13 protein-coding genes are annotated in these 16,231 nt (G+C 73.1%); 11 read left to right on the top strand and 2 right to left on the bottom strand.

The features are described from left to right. The first annotated feature begins 361 nt into the window (after window positions 1-361). The 8 genes from folC (at window position 362) to rodA (ending at window position 9,476) form a co-directional block, all read left to right on the top strand. Window positions 362-1,924 carry a bifunctional tetrahydrofolate synthase/dihydrofolate synthase gene (folC, locus tag CP974_RS09475; RefSeq protein WP_031131532.1) on the top strand — a complete coding sequence of 521 codons (1,563 nt, stop codon included), beginning with the start codon at window positions 362-364 and terminating at the stop codon, window positions 1,922-1,924. A gap of 5 nt (window positions 1,925-1,929) precedes the next feature. After that, a complete protein-coding gene (locus tag CP974_RS09470) occupies window positions 1,930-2,283 on the top strand; it encodes a DUF4233 domain-containing protein (RefSeq protein ID WP_031131534.1) in 354 nt (117 codons plus the stop codon). Between the two features lie 223 nt (window positions 2,284-2,506). Beyond that, a complete protein-coding gene (gene ndk, locus CP974_RS09465; RefSeq protein ID WP_031131536.1) occupies window positions 2,507-2,920 on the top strand; it encodes a nucleoside-diphosphate kinase in 414 nt (137 codons plus the stop codon). Window positions 2,921-3,180: 260 nt separating this feature from the next. Next, window positions 3,181-4,200, top strand: coding sequence for a rod shape-determining protein (locus tag CP974_RS09460; RefSeq protein ID WP_031131538.1), 1,020 nt, complete (start codon window positions 3,181-3,183; stop codon window positions 4,198-4,200). Window positions 4,201-4,299: 99 nt separating this feature from the next. Beyond that, window positions 4,300-5,325 (top strand): rod shape-determining protein MreC, encoded by a 1,026-nt coding sequence (gene mreC, locus CP974_RS09455; RefSeq protein WP_031131539.1) that lies wholly within the window; start codon window positions 4,300-4,302, stop codon window positions 5,323-5,325. 4 nt (window positions 5,326-5,329) lie between these two features. Continuing rightward, entirely contained in the window at window positions 5,330-6,007 is a 678-nt protein-coding gene (gene mreD, locus CP974_RS09450) for a rod shape-determining protein MreD (RefSeq protein WP_031131541.1), read from the top strand. Window positions 6,008-6,074: 67 nt separating this feature from the next. Continuing rightward, window positions 6,075-8,264, top strand: coding sequence for a penicillin-binding protein 2 (gene mrdA, locus CP974_RS09445; protein ID WP_031131543.1), 2,190 nt, complete (start codon window positions 6,075-6,077; stop codon window positions 8,262-8,264). Between the two features lie 9 nt (window positions 8,265-8,273). Further along, window positions 8,274-9,476: a rod shape-determining protein RodA gene (rodA, locus tag CP974_RS09440; RefSeq protein ID WP_031131545.1), complete on the top strand. Its 1,203-nt coding sequence runs from the start codon at window positions 8,274-8,276 to the stop codon at window positions 9,474-9,476. A gap of 94 nt (window positions 9,477-9,570) precedes the next feature. Here the strand turns inward: rodA and CP974_RS09435 are convergent, their stop codons facing one another. Together CP974_RS09435 and CP974_RS09430 are read right to left on the bottom strand one after the other, a co-directional pair. Continuing rightward, a complete protein-coding gene (locus CP974_RS09435; protein WP_037937826.1) occupies window positions 9,571-11,088 on the bottom strand; it encodes a PH domain-containing protein in 1,518 nt (505 codons plus the stop codon). Further along, entirely contained in the window at window positions 11,085-11,657 is a 573-nt protein-coding gene (locus CP974_RS09430; RefSeq protein ID WP_078915590.1) for a PH domain-containing protein, read from the bottom strand. The genes CP974_RS09435 and CP974_RS09430 overlap by 4 nt, the downstream gene beginning before the upstream one ends. A 119-nt stretch (window positions 11,658-11,776) precedes the next feature. Here CP974_RS09430 and CP974_RS09425 point away from each other — a divergent pair, with 119 nt between their 5' ends. From CP974_RS09425 to CP974_RS09415, 3 genes are all read left to right on the top strand, one after another. Further along, on the top strand, window positions 11,777-12,403 hold the full coding sequence (locus CP974_RS09425; RefSeq protein ID WP_031131551.1) for a TetR/AcrR family transcriptional regulator: 627 nt from the start codon (window positions 11,777-11,779) through the stop codon (window positions 12,401-12,403). 92 nt (window positions 12,404-12,495) lie between these two features. After that, window positions 12,496-14,016: a CYTH and CHAD domain-containing protein gene (locus CP974_RS09420; RefSeq protein ID WP_031131553.1), complete on the top strand. Its 1,521-nt coding sequence runs from the start codon at window positions 12,496-12,498 to the stop codon at window positions 14,014-14,016. Between the two features lie 145 nt (window positions 14,017-14,161). Then, complete coding sequence (locus CP974_RS09415) at window positions 14,162-16,084, top strand: TIGR03960 family B12-binding radical SAM protein (protein ID WP_031131556.1); 1,923 nt, start codon at window positions 14,162-14,164, stop codon at window positions 16,082-16,084. Window positions 16,085-16,231 lie beyond the last annotated feature (147 nt).

The following is a 16,231-nucleotide window of genomic DNA, read 5'->3' as shown; positions in this document are numbered from 1 at the left end:
GGTTCGGGCCCGCGCCCGGTTCGGGCTTGCGCCCGGTTCGGGCCCGCGCCCGGTTCGGGCTTGCGCTCGCACTGGGCTCGGCCCGCACCCGGCCCGCCACCCGTCCGGGCCCGCCACCCGTCCGGTCCGGCTCCTCCGGGCCGGCCCGCCGGGGTCACCCGCCCGCCGGCCCGTGCCCCCGGCCGTCCGCCGGGGCGGGGCCCGTCCGGCCGGTCCGCCCGCCGGCCGGTCCCCCCGCGGCCCGCGCGCCCGGCCGCCGACCGGGGCGGGGCCCGCGCCCCGCTCCGTACCCCACGGCCCCGCGCCGGCCGCCCGCGGGGCGGCGACGGGGAGTGTCGGCGGGCCTCCGTAGACTGGACGCGTGAGTGAGCAGCCCTCGTCCAGCGACCACCCGGACAGCGACGACTTCGCCGGCTTCGACGACATCGTCCAGGCGGAGACCAGCCTCCCCGGATCCCCCGACCCCGACGGGCCCGAGGAGACCTCCGGCCCCGACCTGGCGGTGATCGAGGCCGGCAGCCGCACCCTGCGCGCGCAGGCCGGCCCGCCGCAGGGCGACCCCGTGCCGTCGCGCCCCACCGACCCCGAGGTCGACCGGGCCCTGCGCGAGGTCGAGCAGGAGCTGTCCACCCGCTGGGGCGAGACCAAGCTGGAGCCGTCCGTCCAGCGGATCAGCGCCCTGATGGACGTCCTGGGCGAGCCCCAGCGCGCGTACCCCTCGATCCACATCACGGGCACCAACGGCAAGACGTCCACGGCCCGCATGATCGAGGCGCTGCTCGGCGCCTTCGACCTGCGCACCGGCCGGTACACCTCGCCGCACGTCCAGACGATCACCGAGCGGATCAGCCTCGACGGCGCGCCCGTGGACGCCGAGCGGTTCGTGGAGACGTACCGCGACATCCAGCCGTACGTCGAGATGGTCGACGCCGCCCAGGAGTACCGGCTGTCCTTCTTCGAGGTCCTCACCGGCATGGCCTACGCCGCGTTCGCGGACGCCCCGGTGGACGTGGCCGTGGTCGAGGTCGGCATGGGCGGCAGCTGGGACGCGACGAACGTGATCGACGGCTCCGTCGCCGTCGTCACCCCGATCTCCCTGGACCACACCGACCGGCTCGGCTCGACGCCCGCCGAGATCGCCGCCGAGAAGGCGGGGATCATCAAGCCGGACGCCACCGTCATCCTCGCCCAGCAGCCGGTCGACGCGGCGCAGGTGCTGCTCAAGAAGGCCGTGGAGGCCGCCGCCACCGTCGCGCGCGAGGGCCTGGAGTTCGGCGTCGTCTCGCGGGAGGTCGCGGTCGGCGGCCAGCTGCTGACCCTGCGCGGCCTCGGCGGCGAGTACGAGGGCGTCTTCCTCCCCCTGTACGGGGCGCACCAGGCGCACAACGCCGCCGTGGCGCTCGCCGCGGTCGAGGCGTTCTTCGGGATCGGCGCCCAGCACGCCCGCCCCCTGGACCTCGACACGGTCCGCCGGGCCTTCGGCTCCGTCGCCTCGCCCGGCCGCCTGGAGGTCGTGCGGCGCAGCCCGACCGTCGTGCTCGACGCCGCGCACAACCCGGCCGGCGCGCGGGCGGCGGCCGACGGCGTGCGCGAGGCGTTCGGGTTCTCCCGGCTGATCGGGGTGGTCGGCGCCAGCGACGACAAGGACGTGCGGGGCCTGCTGGAGGCGTTCGAGCCGATCTTCGCGGAGGTCGTCGTCACGGCGAACTCCACGCCCCGTGCGATGGACCCCGACGCGCTCGCGGCCGTCGCCGTGGAGGTCTTCGGCGAGGAGCGGGTGGTCGTCGAGCCGCGCCTCGACGACGCGCTGGAGGCGGCCATCACGCTCGCCGAGGAGGAGGGCGAGTTCGCCGGCGCCGGCGTGCTGGTGACGGGTTCGGTGATCACGGTCGGGGAAGCCCGGCTGCTCCTGCGGAAGGGCTGACACACATGCGTACGCTCTGCGCCTCGACGCTGATCGGCGAGTTCTTCGTGGTCGGCTTCGCGGGTCTGGTGGCGATGAAGGACCCGGCCCTGGACCCGGGCGCCGTCTGGGCGGTGTGCGGTGTCCTGATGGCGGTGAGCGTGCTGCTGTGCGGCATGATCACCCGTCCGGGCGGGATCGCGCTGGGCTGGGCGCTGCAGGTCGCGCTCGTCCTGAGCGGTCTCGTCGTCCCGATCATGTTCTTCCTCGGCGCGGTCTTCGGGGGCCTGTGGTGGGCGTCCCTCCACTTCGGCCGCAAGATCGACGATGCGAAGGCCCGCTGGGCGGCGCAGAGCGAGGCGGGTGCCTCCTCGGCGTAGCCGCGCACGGCGGTACCGCGGCGTCGGTCGTCCGGCGGTGCCGCCGTACCGCCGCCCGTACCGCGGCGCCGCCCGCCGCGCCCCGGCCGGGTGCGCCGTGCGACGGCCTCCCGCGCCTCCCCCGCGCCGCCCGTGGGCCGGGCCGCCCGGGGTGCCCGGTTCCCGGGGGACCCCTGTAGCCTCTGTGCACCGCACGTACATGCCTGCAAGGAGCCCTTCCACGATGACCCAGCGCACCCTCGTCCTCCTCAAGCCGGACGCCGTCCGCAGGCACCTGATCGGTGAGATCATCGGCCGCATCGAGCGCAAGGCCGGCTGGACCATCAGCGCGCTGGAACTGCGCACGCTCGACCAGGACACGCTGGAGCAGCACTACGGCGAGCACAAGGGCAAGCCCTTCTACGAGCCCCTCGTCGCCTTCATGGCCTCCGGCCCGGTCGTCGCCATGGTCGTCGAGGGCGAGCGGGTCATCGAGGGCGTCCGGCAGCTCGCTGGGCCGACGGACCCGATCGCCGCGGCGCCCGGCTCCATCCGGGGCGACTACGGCACCATCGTCCGGGAGAACCTGATCCACGCGTCGGACTCGGAGGAGTCCGCCATTCGGGAACTCAAGATTTTCTTCCCCGGCCTTTCCTGACCTGCGGTCAGCCGAATGAGCCGTTGACCTGGGGCGACCGAGTGGAATTCCGGTCGCCCCGCGGCATATGACGGGGCAGATCGGGAACGCATCGCACCGACACCTCGTCACCTGTATAGAGGCGGACCACCGCGCCGTGTCCGCGCATGCGGCACTACGATGGAATCCTCCGCTCCACACGATCCAGCGCGCCGTCCTGAGAAGCCGTCAACGCTCTGCGGGAAGGCCCGGCGCTCCTCATGGGAAACAAGGGGAACTCTATGTCGTTCATCGGCCGTGACATGGCTGTCGACCTCGGGACCGCCAACACGCTGGTGTACGTCAGGGGTCGCGGCATCGTCCTCAACGAGCCGTCGGTCGTCGCCATCAACACCAATACGGGTGGCATCCTGGCGGTCGGCGCGGAAGCGAAGAAGATGATCGGCCGGACGCCTGGCAACATCGTCGCGGTGCGGCCGCTCAAGGACGGTGTGATCGCGGACTTCGAGATCACCGAGCGGATGCTCCGCTACTTCATCCTCAAGATCCACAAGCGGCGCTACCTGGCCCGCCCCCGCGTCGTCGTGTGCGTGCCCTCCGGCATCACGGGCGTCGAGCGCCGCGCGGTCATCGAGGCGTCCACGCAGGCCGGCGCCCGGCAGGTGCACATCATCGAGGAGCCCATGGCCGCCGCCATCGGCTCGGGCCTGCCGGTCCACGAGGCCACGGGCAACATGGTCGTGGACATCGGCGGCGGCACCACGGAGGTCGCCGTCATCTCCCTCGGCGGAATCGTCACCGCCCAGTCCATCCGGGTGGCCGGCGACGAGCTGGACAACGCCATCATCCAGCACGTCAAGAAGGAGTACAGCCTCCTCCTCGGCGAGCGCACCGCCGAGCAGATCAAGATCACCATCGGCTCGGCGTACGAGATCGGCGACGACGAGCACACCGAGATCCGCGGGCGGGACCTAGTCTCCGGGCTGCCGAAGACCGTCGTCATCTCCGCCTCCGAGGTCCGCCGGGCCATCGAGGAGCCCGTCAACGCCGTCGTGGACGCCGTCAAGACGACCCTCGACAAGTGCCCCCCCGAGCTGTCCGGCGACATCATGGACCGCGGCATCGTCCTCACCGGCGGCGGCGCCCTGCTGCGCGGCCTGGACGAGCGGCTGCGCCAGGAGACGGGGATGCCCATCCACATCGCCGAGGACCCGCTGGACTCGGTCGCGCTGGGCTCCGGCAAGTGCGTCGAGGAGTTCGAGGCGCTCCAGCAGGTGCTGGACGCCCAGCCGCGCAGGTAGCGCGTACGCGGTCAGCCGTACGGGTGCTGCCGGACCCGTGCGGCTGATCGTTGGTATAACGGCACACACATTCCTACGAGGAAGGCACGGCCGCCCCACGTGAGGGACACGAAAGAGAGCCGGCTGCTACTGGCGCTTCTGGTCGCCGTGGCGTTCGCGCTGATCACGGTGGACATCCGCGGCGGCGAGGGGTCGCCGGTCGACGGAGCGCGGCGCGCCGCCGCCGCCGTCTTCGGCCCGGTCGAGAGCGGCGTCGCGTCCGCGGTGAACCCGATCGGCAACGCCGTCGGGGCCGTACGGGACTCGAGCGAGCGCCACAGCCGCATCGCGCAGCTGGAGAAGGAGAACGCCGAGCTGAAGGCCAGGCTCGGCAGCGACGACCGCAACCGCAACCGCCTGCGCGAGCTGGACGCGCTGCTGCGGACCGCGGGCGCGGGGCAGTACGGGATCAAGGCGGCCGAGGTCATCGCCATAGGGGCGGCCCAGGGCTTCTCCTGGACGGTCACCATCGACGCCGGCGCGCAGGACGGCATCCGCCGCGACATGACCGTCATCAACGGTTCCGGCCTCGTCGGCCGGGTCACCACGGTCGGCCCCTCCACCTCCACCGTGCTCCTCGCCAGCGACCCCGACTTCACGGTCGGCACGCGGATAGAGCGCACCAACGAGCTGGGCTTCGCCACCGGCCAGGGCGACCGCCCGCTCTCCGTGCAGCTCCTCAACGGCAAGGCGAAGGTGAAGCCCGGCGACCGGCTCGTCACCTTCGGCTCCCAGGCGGACCGCCCCTTCGTGCCGGGTGTCCCCGTCGGCGAGGTGATCCGGGTCGACCCGTCCAGCGGCGAGCTGACCCGCAGGCTGTTCGTCCGCCCGTACGCCGGGTTCAGCCGCCTGGACATCGTCGGCGTCGTCGTCCAGCCGCCCCGCACCGACCCGCGCGACACGGTCCTGCCGCCCAGGCCGAAGCCCGCCCCGACGGTCACCGTCACGGTCACCCCCTCCTCGTCCGCCTCCCCGGACGGCGAGCAGCCCCCCGGCGAGCAGCCGCAGGGCGAGCGCGACGAGCAGATGAACGCCCAGCCGGTGCCGGGCCTGACCCCCCGCACCGACGAGCAGGAGCAGGAGTAGCCCCATGCGCCTCAACCGGATCCTGCTCGCCGGCACCCTGGTCGTCGTCGCCCTCGTCGTCCAGGTCTCCGTCCTCGCCCGCCTCCACCTGCCCGGCGCCGTGCCCGACCTGGTGCTGCTCACCGTCCTCGCCCTGTCGATGGTGTACGGGCACGTGAGCGGCGCCCTCATCGGCTTCACCGCCGGCCTCCTCGCCGACCTGGCCCCGCCCGCCGACCACGCCGCCGGCCGGTACGCGCTGGTCCTGTGCGTCATCGGCTACCTCGCGGGCCTCACCAAGCCCGAGACGGGCCAGCCCCGGTCGGCCGCCGGGCCGATGGTGATGGTCGTCGCCGCCGCCATCGGCTCCACCCTGCTGTACGCGGGCGTCGGCGCCCTCGTCGGTGACACCGGCGCCCGCAACGTCGGCCTCGTCTCGCTGATCCTCACCGCCGTCGTCTACGACCTGGTCCTCGCGCCGTTCACCGTGCCCTGGATCATGGCGCTGGCCCGGCGCGCCGACAACGACCCGCTCGCCGAGGCGCCCGCCGCCGGCAGCGTCACGGCCGGCTGGACGGCCGGCGGCACCGGCCTGAACGTCGGCGACCGGCGCGGCGGAGGGCTGCGCGGCGGCCTGCGCGCCCGCGCGGCCCGCAACAGGGCCACCCGCGCCGCCCGCATCAAGGGGGTCAAGCGGCTGTGAGGCAGGCCCGGCCGCCCCGGCGGCGGCACGCGACACGAGCCGACCGACACACCCAGGGGAGGGAGTCGTGAGCAACATTCCCGAGACGGGCCGGACCCCGCGCGTCCAGATCCGCCTCATCGTCATCCAGGTCCTCGTCTTCTCCCTGCTGCTCACCCTCCTCGGCCGCCTCTGGTACCTCCAGATCCGCAACGGCGACGAGTACACCGACGCGGCCCGCAGCAACCACGTCCAGCAGGTCGTCCAGCCCGCCGTGCGCGGCACCATCCTCGACGCCCGCGGCGTGCCCCTCGCCGACAACGAGACCCGCCTCGTCGTCTCGGCCTCCCGCACCGAGCTGATGCGGATGAAGGACCGCGGCAAGGGCGTCCTCACCCGCCTCGCCGGCGTCCTCGGCATGACCCCCAAGGAGGTCATGGACAAGGTCCGGCTCTGCGACAGCGAGACCCCCCAGCCCTGCTGGAACGGTTCGCCCTACCAGCCCATCCCGGTCACCGACGACGCCACCACCCAGCAGGCCCTCCAGATCCGCGAGCGCGCCGAGGACTTCCCCGGCATCACCGCCGAGCCCACCGCCGTACGCCGCTACCCGGCCCCCGGCAAGGCCCGCACCGCGCAGGTCCTCGGCTACCTCTCACCCGTCACCGACGAGGAGATCGAGAAGGCCAAGGACACCGACTCGCCGTTCCTCCGCTCCGACCAGGTCGGCCGCTCCGGCATCGAGCGCACCTACGACAAGGCGCTGCGCGGCAAGGCCGGCGTCACCCGCTACGAGGTCGACAAGCTCGGCCGCGTACTCGGCCAGGTCGAGAACGACCCGACCGTTCCCGGCTCCACCCTCGTCACCTCCATCGACGCCCGCGTCCAGGCCGTCGCCGAGTACGAGCTGCACCAGGCGATGAAGACCGTCCGCAAGGAGGTCGACCGGGTCACCGGCCGCCCCTACAAGGCGGACGCCGGCGCCGTCGTCGTCATGGAGTCCAAGACCGGCCGGGTCGTCGCGATGGCCTCCCAGCCCGACTACGACCCCAACGTCTGGGTCGGCGGCATCTCCGGCAAGGAGTACGCCAAGTTCACCAGCAAGGACTCCAACTACCCGCTGCTCAACCGGGCCATCCAGGGCCAGTCGCCCGCCGGCTCCGTCTTCAAGGTCGTCTCCGCGAGCGCCGCGGTCCGCGCCGGCTACCCCTTCGACGACCGCTACAACTGCAGCGCCTCCTACAGCCTCGGCGGCCGCAGCTTCGCCAACTTCGAGTCCAAGGGCCACGGCCCCATCACCCTCGGCGACGCCCTCAAGTACTCCTGCAACACCGTCTTCTACGCCCTCGGCCACAAGGAGTGGCAGCGCGACGGCGGCCTCAAGCCCCGCAAGGACGCCCACGACTGGTTCTACCGGACCGCCCGCGAGTTCGGATTCGGCTCCGAGACCGGCATCGACCTGCCGAACGAGGTCACCGGCCGCATCCCGGACCGCCAGTGGAAGCAGCGCTTCTGGGAGGCCAACAAGGACGCCTGGTGCAAGCAGGGCAAGAAGGGCGGCGACTACGTCCAGCAGATCGCGTACGAGAACTGCCTCGAAGGCAACCAGCTCAAGGCCTTCGACAGCATCAACTTCGCCATCGGCCAGGGCGACGTCCTGATCACCCCGGTCCAGCTCGCCACCGCCTACGCCGCCATCAGCAACGGCGGCACCCTCTACGAGCCGACCGTCGGCAAGGCCGTGATCAGCCCCGACGGCAAGAAGATCGAGCAGATCGAGCCCAAGGCCAGCGGACGGCTCCCGGTCGACGCCCAGACCATCAAGGACCTCGACAAGGGCCTGCGCTCCGTCGTCGAACCCGGCGGGACCGCCGCCTGGCGCTTCGGCGGCTGGCCGCAGGACAAGATCCCGATGCGCGCCAAGACCGGCACCGCCCAGGTGTACGGCAAGCAGACCACCTCCTGGTTCGCCACGTACACCGACGACTACACGATCGTCATGACGATCTCCCAGGGCGGCACCGGCTCCGGCGCCTCCGGCCCCGCCGTCCGCAACATCTACGACGCCCTCTACGGACTCGACGACGAGGGCAACCAGGACCTCAAGCGGGCCCTCCTGCCCAAGCCGCAGCAGACCCTGCCCAAGATCCAGCCCGACGGCTCCATCGAGGCGCCCCCCATCAAGCCGTACGACCCCGAAGCGCTGAAGCCCAAGAAGGCCGAGGGGCAGGACGACGGACAGCAGGGCCTCGCCGGCCCGCCGGTCTGGAGGGACTGAGCCACCACCATGCCCGCAGACAACTCCTTCTCCGTCCCCAGCTACGGCCCCGAGCCCGGCGGGGTGTGGGCGCGGCTCACCGCCCGCGACTCCCTGGTGCGCCGGCTCGACTGGCCGCTGATGTTCTCGGCGCTGGCCCTGTCCCTCGTCGGCGCGCTCCTGGTGTGGTCCGCCACCCGCAACCGCACCGAGCTCACCCAGGGCGACCCGTACTCGTTCCTCCTCAAGCACCTGCTCAACACGAGCATCGGCATCGCCCTGATGATCGGCGTGATCTGGCTGGGCCACCGCACCCTGCGCGGGGCCGTGCCCTTCCTCTACGCCCTCTCCGTCGTCCTCGTCCTGCTCGTCCTCACCCCGCTCGGCGCCACCATCAACGGCGCCCACGCGTGGATCGTCCTCGGCGGCGGCTTCTCCCTCCAGCCGTCCGAGTTCGTCAAGGTCACGATCATCCTCGGCATGGCGATGCTGCTCGCCGCCCGCGTGGACGCCGGCGACCAGGTCCACCCCGACCACCGGACCGTCGCCAAGGCCCTGCTCCTCGCCGTCGTGCCGATGGCGATCGTCATGCTGATGCCCGACCTCGGCTCCGTGATGGTCATGGTCGTGATCGTGCTCGGGGTGCTCCTCGCGTCCGGCGCGTCCAACCGGTGGGTCTTCGGCCTGATCGGCGCCGGCGTCGCGGGCGCCGTCCTCGTGGCGATGCTCGGCGTCCTCGACGAGTACCAGCTCAACCGCTTCGCCGCGTTCGCCAACCCCGACCTCGACCCCGCGGGCGTCGGCTACAACACCAACCAGGCCCGCATCGCCGTCGGCTCCGGCGGCCTGTACGGGGCGGGCCTCTTCAACGGCCACCAGACGACCGGCCAGTTCGTCCCCGAGCAGCAGACCGACTTCATCTTCACCGTCGCGGGCGAGGAGCTCGGCTTCATCGGCGCCGGGACGATCATCGCGCTCCTGGGCCTCGTCATGTGGCGGGCCTGCCGCATCGCCCGCGAGACCACCGAGCTGTACGGCACGATCGTCGCGGCCGGCATCATCGCCTGGTTCGCCTTCCAGTCGTTCGAGAACATCGGCATGACCCTCGGCATCATGCCCGTCGCCGGCCTGCCGCTGCCCTTCGTCTCGTACGGCGGCTCGTCCATGTTCGCGGTGTGGATCGCCATCGGCCTCCTGCAGTCCATCCGCTCCCAGCGGCCCATAGCGGCCTGAGCGCCGCCCGGACCGGCGGGGACTCGTCGGCCCACCGCGGCCGGCCGGACGAACCGCGGCCTCGCGGACCTCACCCGGACGTCCCCGGCCCGGCTCACCCGGGTGACCGCTCGGGCCGGCCCGGTGGTTCGAGGAAGTCCTCGACGATTCCGGGCCGGGCCGCCATGGCGAGGGCCACGGCGTCGCCGGCCGCGACGTCCCGTATGTGGTAGCCGTGTTCCCCCGCGGCCACGGCCGCCGTGAGTGTGACGAGGCCGTGGCGGCGGCCGAACGGCGAGGTGGAGAACGTCCAGGCGATGATGCCCGAGCGTTCCAGGGCGAGCGTGTCCCGGCTGAACGTACCGGCTCTGACCAGGAGGTGGGAGCCGTGCAGGGCGTGGCCGAGGCTTCGGTGGGCGTCCCGCGCGAGCAGCGCCGTCGCCGCCGTCGCGACCAGGGCGTGGATCCAGGCGGCGTGCAGGAGCGCCGGAGTGAGCGAGGCTCCGAGGGCGAGGAGTGCGAGCGTCGCCGGGAGGACGGCGAACCACAGCCCCCGCATCGCCCTGCGACGCAGTGCGGCCCGGGGGTGCGGGACCAGCGGGACCGAGTCCAGGAGGTCCGAGGGTGCGCGGAGCGCTCCGGCGAGGACGCGCAGGGCCTCGGGGCGAGGAGCCGGTGGGAGCAGTGCGCCGCGCGCGTGGGACTCCTCCTCGTCGCCGAGGCCGCCCGCCACCGCTGTCACGCTCGCCCCTCCGGCGGCCCGCAGCAGCAGTGGCTCTCGGAGCAGTACGCCGTGCAGCCGGCTCCGCTCGATGGTGATCGACCGGGTGGTCAGCAGCCCGCGCCGTACCGTGAGGGTGCCCGGGCCGGTCCAGGCGGCCCGGTAGCCCCACCAGTTCTCCGCGTAGACCGCCAGGGCGCCGAGGGACCCGAGCGCCGTCACGGCGACCACCGCCGCGGGCACGGTCAGCCACAGCGCGCGGTCGCCGAGCTCGGCGACCGCGTCCTGGACGAGGGTCACCCGCCACAGGTCGACCCCGATGCCGTCGAGGATCCGGTAGGCCGTTCCTGCGGCGACGCCCACGCCCCCGAACACCCAGAAGGTGAGCGGCGCGTAGCGCAGCCAGCGCCAGTCGAGACGGCCGAGTACGACGTCGTCGGAGGCGGCCCGGGCGCCGGCCCGCGCGAGCAGGGCGGTCTTCAGCCGGTGTGCCTCGCGGACGGTGACCGCGTTGAGGGTGATCTCGCCCAGCTCGCCGTCCGTCGCGGTGGTGCCGGCCCGTACGACGGTGAGGCCGAGCAGCCGGTGCAGCGGCGTCGCCGTCAGGTCGACGTTCCGGACGCGGGGGAGGGGGACGGTGCGCTGCCGCCTGCTGAAGACCCCGCTGCGCAGCGCGAACGCATCGGTGGTGAGCCGGTAGCGGGTGCGGGACCAGCGGATCAGGCCGGCCGCCGTGACGACGGCGAACGAGACGGCGAGGGCGGCCAGGGTGATGAGGGCGCCCGGGGGGATCCTGCCGCCGGTGGCGAGCACGGCGAGGGCGAGCGATCCGAGTGGTGGGGCGAGCCAGCCGCAGTGCACCAGCAGGGTGCGGGCGGCGGGCCGCCGCCAGGCGTCGGCGTGGCGGCTCACGCGGCACCCCCCGGCGCGGCCTCGCCGATGCCGCCGACGGGGGCGGCGAGGCCGGTGGGAGCGGTACGGGCGTCGGACGCCGCCCGGCCGATGAGCCGTGAGAGCTCCTCGGCGTCGGCTTCCGCCAGGCCGGCGATCTCGACGGCACCCGCCGTGGAGGCGGTGGTGACGGTGAGCGTCGCCAGGCCGTACCGCCGCTGGATCGGGCCGCGGAGGGTGTCGACGGTCTGCACCTGGGACAGGGGGGCGATCCGGCGCCGTTGCCATATCCAGCCGCCCGCCGCGTAGACGGCGTGCGTGCCGAGCTCCCAGGCGTGAGTGGCGCAGCGCCGGCGCGGCATGAGGAGCAGGTAGCCGAGTGCCGGTGCCACGAGGGTGACGAGCAGCAGCGGTGCGAGCCACGGTAACGCGCCGGGGAAGAACAGCGCGGAGAGGAGGCCGAGCGCGAGGGCGGTGAGCAGCATCGGCCCGCTCACCGTGAGCAGGGCCTGGACCGCCCACCAGCGGCGGGCCAGCGGGTCCACGCGGTGGCGGGGCGGCCTCAGCCGGGGGGTGGAGTGAAGGGACATGGGACGGACCGCTTTCCAAGTCAACCGTATTGGATGGCGTAGGCTACAACGATACAAGTGACTTGCGAAAATGGCGCGTGGCTTTCCCGCCGCGCCGCAGGGAGAGTGGGTGGTCGCGCGTGCCGAAGAAGGTGGATCACGAGGCCAGGCGCCTGGAGATCGCGGAAGCGCTCTGGCGGATCGCGAGCACGCGCGGCCTCGACGGAGTGAGCCTGCGCGACGTGGCGGCTGAGGCGGACATCTCCCTGGGCAGGCTCCAGCACTACTTCCGCACCAAGGACGAGATGCTCGTCTTCGCCCTGCGCCACATCAACACCCTGGCGGACCGGCGGATCCGCGGACGCGTCGGCGCGATCGCCGCGCGGCTGGGGCAGGAGCCGCCGCCGCGGGCGGTCCTCCGCGAGTGCCTGGTGGGCATGTTGCCCCTGGACGGGAAGAGCAGGGTGGGCGCCCTGGTGGGGGCGGCGTACTTCGCCCGCGCCGTCCACGACGAGCGCCTGCGCGGGGAGGCGGTGGAGGGGATCCCCCGGCTCGCGGAGTTCTTCGCCGGTCTGCTGCGCAGTGCCGGGGAGCGGGGGGAGCTGGCGGCGGGGCGGTCGCTCGACCCGTACACCGAAGCGATGCTGCTGATCAGCCTGGTGGACGGTCTGACGGCGTACACGCTGCTGGGTGTGCAGACGGGCGAGGAGGCGCTGGAACGGCTCGACGCCCACCTGGAGCGGATCTTCGCGGGCGGTGGGGACTGACCGCCCCGGTCGCACCGCCCCGGTCGCACCGCCCCGGGCCGGGAGGTGAAAGGGCACGACAGTCCAACGGCGCACTGGACTACATTCGGTGTATGTCGGACACGAAACGAGAGATCGAGCGGAAGTACGAAGCCACCACCGACACCAGGGTGCCCGACCTCACCCGGGTCCGCGGGGTCGCCCGCGTCGCCGACGCGGGCACCGCGGACCTCGACGCCGTCTACTACGACACCCCCGGGCTGCGCCTCGCCGCGCACTCCGTCACCCTGCGCCGCCGCACCGGGGGAGGGGACCCGGGATGGCACCTCAAACTGCCCGTCAGCCCCGGGGTGCGCGACGAGATCGGCGCACCGCTCGCCGACGACGTGCCCCCCGACCTCGCGGCGCTGGTCCGCGCCCACACCCGCGGTGACGCCCTCACCCCCGTGGTACGGCTGCGCTCCTCCCGGGACGTACGCCACCTCCTGGACGACGACGGCACCCTCCTCGCCGAACTGAGCACCGACACCGTCCGCGCCGAACGCCTCGGGCCCGGCGGCCGCACCGCGCGGTGGACCGAGATCGAGGTGGAACTGGCCGAAGGCGCCGATCCCGCCCTGCTGGACGCCGTCGACAAACGGCTCCGCAAGGCCGGCGTCCACCCCGCCACCTCCCCCTCCAAACTCGACCGGGCCCTGCGCGAGACCGGCACCCCGCCGCCCGCCCCGCACCCCGCCCCCGGACCGGACGCCACCGCCGGCGACCACGTCCTCGCCTACCTCCGCGCCCAGGCCGACGCCCTGGCCACCCACGACGCGGGCCTGCGCCACGACCAGCCCGAGGCCCTCCACGACCTGCGCGTCGCCGCCCGCCGCCTGCGCAGCGCCCTGCGCACCCACCGCAAGGTCCTCGACCGCGCCGCCATCGACCCGATCGCCCGCGAACTGCGCCGCCTCGGCCGCGAACTCGGGCTCGACCGCGACCAGGAGGTCCTCGACACCCGTATCGACGCCGCCCTCCACACCGTCCCGCGCACCCTCCAGCTCGGCCCCGTCCGCGGCCGCCTGACCCGCTGGTCCGCCGCCCGCGGCGCCGGCGCCCGGGGCCGCGTCCTCCAGGTGCTCGACAGCGACCGCCACCTCGCCCTCCTCGACCGCCTCGACGCCCTCCTCGCCGACCCGCCGCTGCGCCCCGCCGCCGCGAAGGCCCCCGAGAAGGTCCTCGCCAAGGCCGCCCTCAAGGACCACGCCCGCGTGGCCGCCCGCCTCGAACGGGCCCTCGCCCTGCCCCCGGGACCCGACCGGGACACCGCCCTCCACGCCACCCGCAAGGCCGCCAAGCACGCCCGGTACGCCGCCGAACTGGCCGCGCCCGCCCTCGGCAGGCCCGCCCGGCGCCTCGCCAAGGACATGAAGCGCCTCCAGCGCCTCCTCGGCGACCACCAGGACAGCGTCGTCACCCGCCGCGCCCTGCGGGAACTGGCCGTCCAGGCCAACGGCGCGGGCGAGCCGTCCTTCACCTGGGGGCTGCTGTACGCCCGCGAGGAGGCGGAGGCCACCGCCCGCGAGCGCGAGCTGCCGGACGCCTGGGCGGCGGTGCGCACCCGGGGCCTGGCCCGCGCCCTGGAGCGCTGAGGGGCGCCCGGCACCCGGGGCCGCCCGGCCCGAGGGCAGGCCCCGCGGGCCGGGCCTCCGGGGCCCGTCCTCGGCCGTGACGGGGGCGACCGCCGAGCGGTTACGCTTGAGAGTCGCCCCCGTCAGCTCACGAAGGTTCCCCGAAATGCCTGAGTCGGTCTTCCCACAGCTCGAAGCTCTGCTCCCGCATGTGCAGAAGCCGATCCAGTACGTCGGCGGCGAGCTCAACTCCACGGTGAAGCCCTGGGAGAGCTGCGACGTCCGCTGGGCGCTGATGTACCCCGACGCGTACGAGGTCGGCCTGCCCAACCAGGGCGTCATGATCCTCTACGAGGTGCTGAACGAGCGTGAGGGCGTCCTCGCCGAGCGCACCTACAGCGTGTGGCCGGACCTCGAGAAGCTGATGCGCGAGAACGGCGTGCCGCAGTTCACCGTGGACAGCCACCGCCCGGTCAAGGCGTTCGACGTCTTCGGCCTCAGCTTCTCCACGGAGCTGGGCTACACCAACATGCTCGCCGCGCTCGACCTCGCGGGCATCCCCCTGGAGGCGCGGGACCGCGACCTGGACGACCCGATCGTCCTGGCCGGCGGCCACGCCGCGTTCAACCCCGAGCCCATCGCGGACTTCATCGACGCCGCCGTCATCGGCGACGGCGAGCAGGCCGTCCTGGAGATCACCGACATCATCCGCGCCTGGAAGGCGGAGGGCCGCCCCGGCGGGCGCGAGGAAGTCCTCTTCCGGATGGCCAGGACCGGCGGCGTGTACATCCCGCGCTTCTACGACGTCGAGTACCTGCCGGACGGCCGCATCGGCCGTGTCGTGCCCAACCGCTCCGGCGTGCCGTGGCGCGTGTCGAAGCACACCGTCATGGACCTCGACGAGTGGCCGTACCCGAAGCAGCCGCTCGTCCCGCTCGCGGAGACCGTCCACGAGCGGATGTCCGTCGAGATCTTCCGCGGCTGCACCCGCGGCTGCCGCTTCTGCCAGGCCGGCATGATCACGCGCCCCGTGCGGGAGCGAAGCATCACCGGCATCGGCGAGATGGTGGACAAGGGGCTGAAGGCGACCGGCTTCGAGGAGGTCGGCCTGCTCTCGCTGTCCTCCGCGGACCACACCGAGATCGGCGACATCGCCAAGGGCCTCGCGGACCGCTACGAGGACGACAAGATCGGCCTGTCGCTGCCCTCGACCCGCGTCGACGCGTTCAACGTGGACCTCGCCAACGAGCTCACCCGCAACGGCCGTCGCTCCGGCCTCACCTTCGCCCCCGAGGGCGGCTCCGAGCGCATGCGCAAGGTCATCAACAAGATGGTCTCGGAGGAGGACCTGATCCGCACGGTCGCCACCGCGTACGGCAACGGCTGGCGGCAGGTGAAGCTGTACTTCATGTGCGGCCTGCCCACGGAGACCGACGACGACGTCCTGCAGATCGCGGACATGGCGATGAACGTGATCGCCAAGGGCCGCGAGGTGTCGAAGTCCAACGACATCCGCTGCACGGTCTCCATCGGCGGGTTCGTGCCCAAGCCGCACACCCCCTTCCAGTGGGCGCCGCAGCTCTCCGCCGAGGAGACCGACGCCCGCCTGGAGAAGCTCCGCGACAAGATCCGCGGCGACAAGAAGTACGGCCGCTCGATCGGCTTCCGCTACCACGACGGCAAGCCCGGCATCGTCGAGGGCCTGCTGTCGCGCGGCGACCGCCGGGTCGGCGCCGTCATCCGCGCCGTGTACGAGGACGGCGGCCGCTTCGACGGCTGGCGCGAGCACTTCAGCTACGACCGCTGGATGGAGTGCGCCGACAAGACGCTGCCCGAGTACGGCGTGGACGTCGACTGGTACACGACCCGCGAGCGCACCTACGAGGAGGTCCTCCCCTGGGACCACCTCGACTCGGGTCTCGACAAGGACTGGCTCTGGGAGGACTGGCAGGACGCCCTCGACGAGACCGAGGTCGAGGACTGCCGCTGGACCCCGTGCTTCGACTGCGGCGTGTGCCCGCAGATGGACACGAGCATCCAGATCGGCCCGACCGGCAAGAAGCTCCTGCCGCTGACCGTGGTGAAGTAGCGGCCGAGGCGTCGCGGCGCCCCGACGACGGCCCGCTCCGGGTTCTCCGGAGCGGGCCGTCGTGCGCTCCCCGGGGCCGTCCGCGCGTCAGGCCCGGAGGCGCGCAGGGCCCGGACCCGGCCCGTCGCGCGTGGCGGGCGGAACCCC

The sequence above is a fragment of the Streptomyces fradiae ATCC 10745 = DSM 40063 genome (assembly GCF_008704425.1).
Classification (GTDB): domain Bacteria; phylum Actinomycetota; class Actinomycetes; order Streptomycetales; family Streptomycetaceae; genus Streptomyces; species Streptomyces fradiae.
The sequence above is the reverse complement of the archived record's forward strand: the minus strand, read 5'-3'. Positions and strand labels throughout refer to the sequence as shown.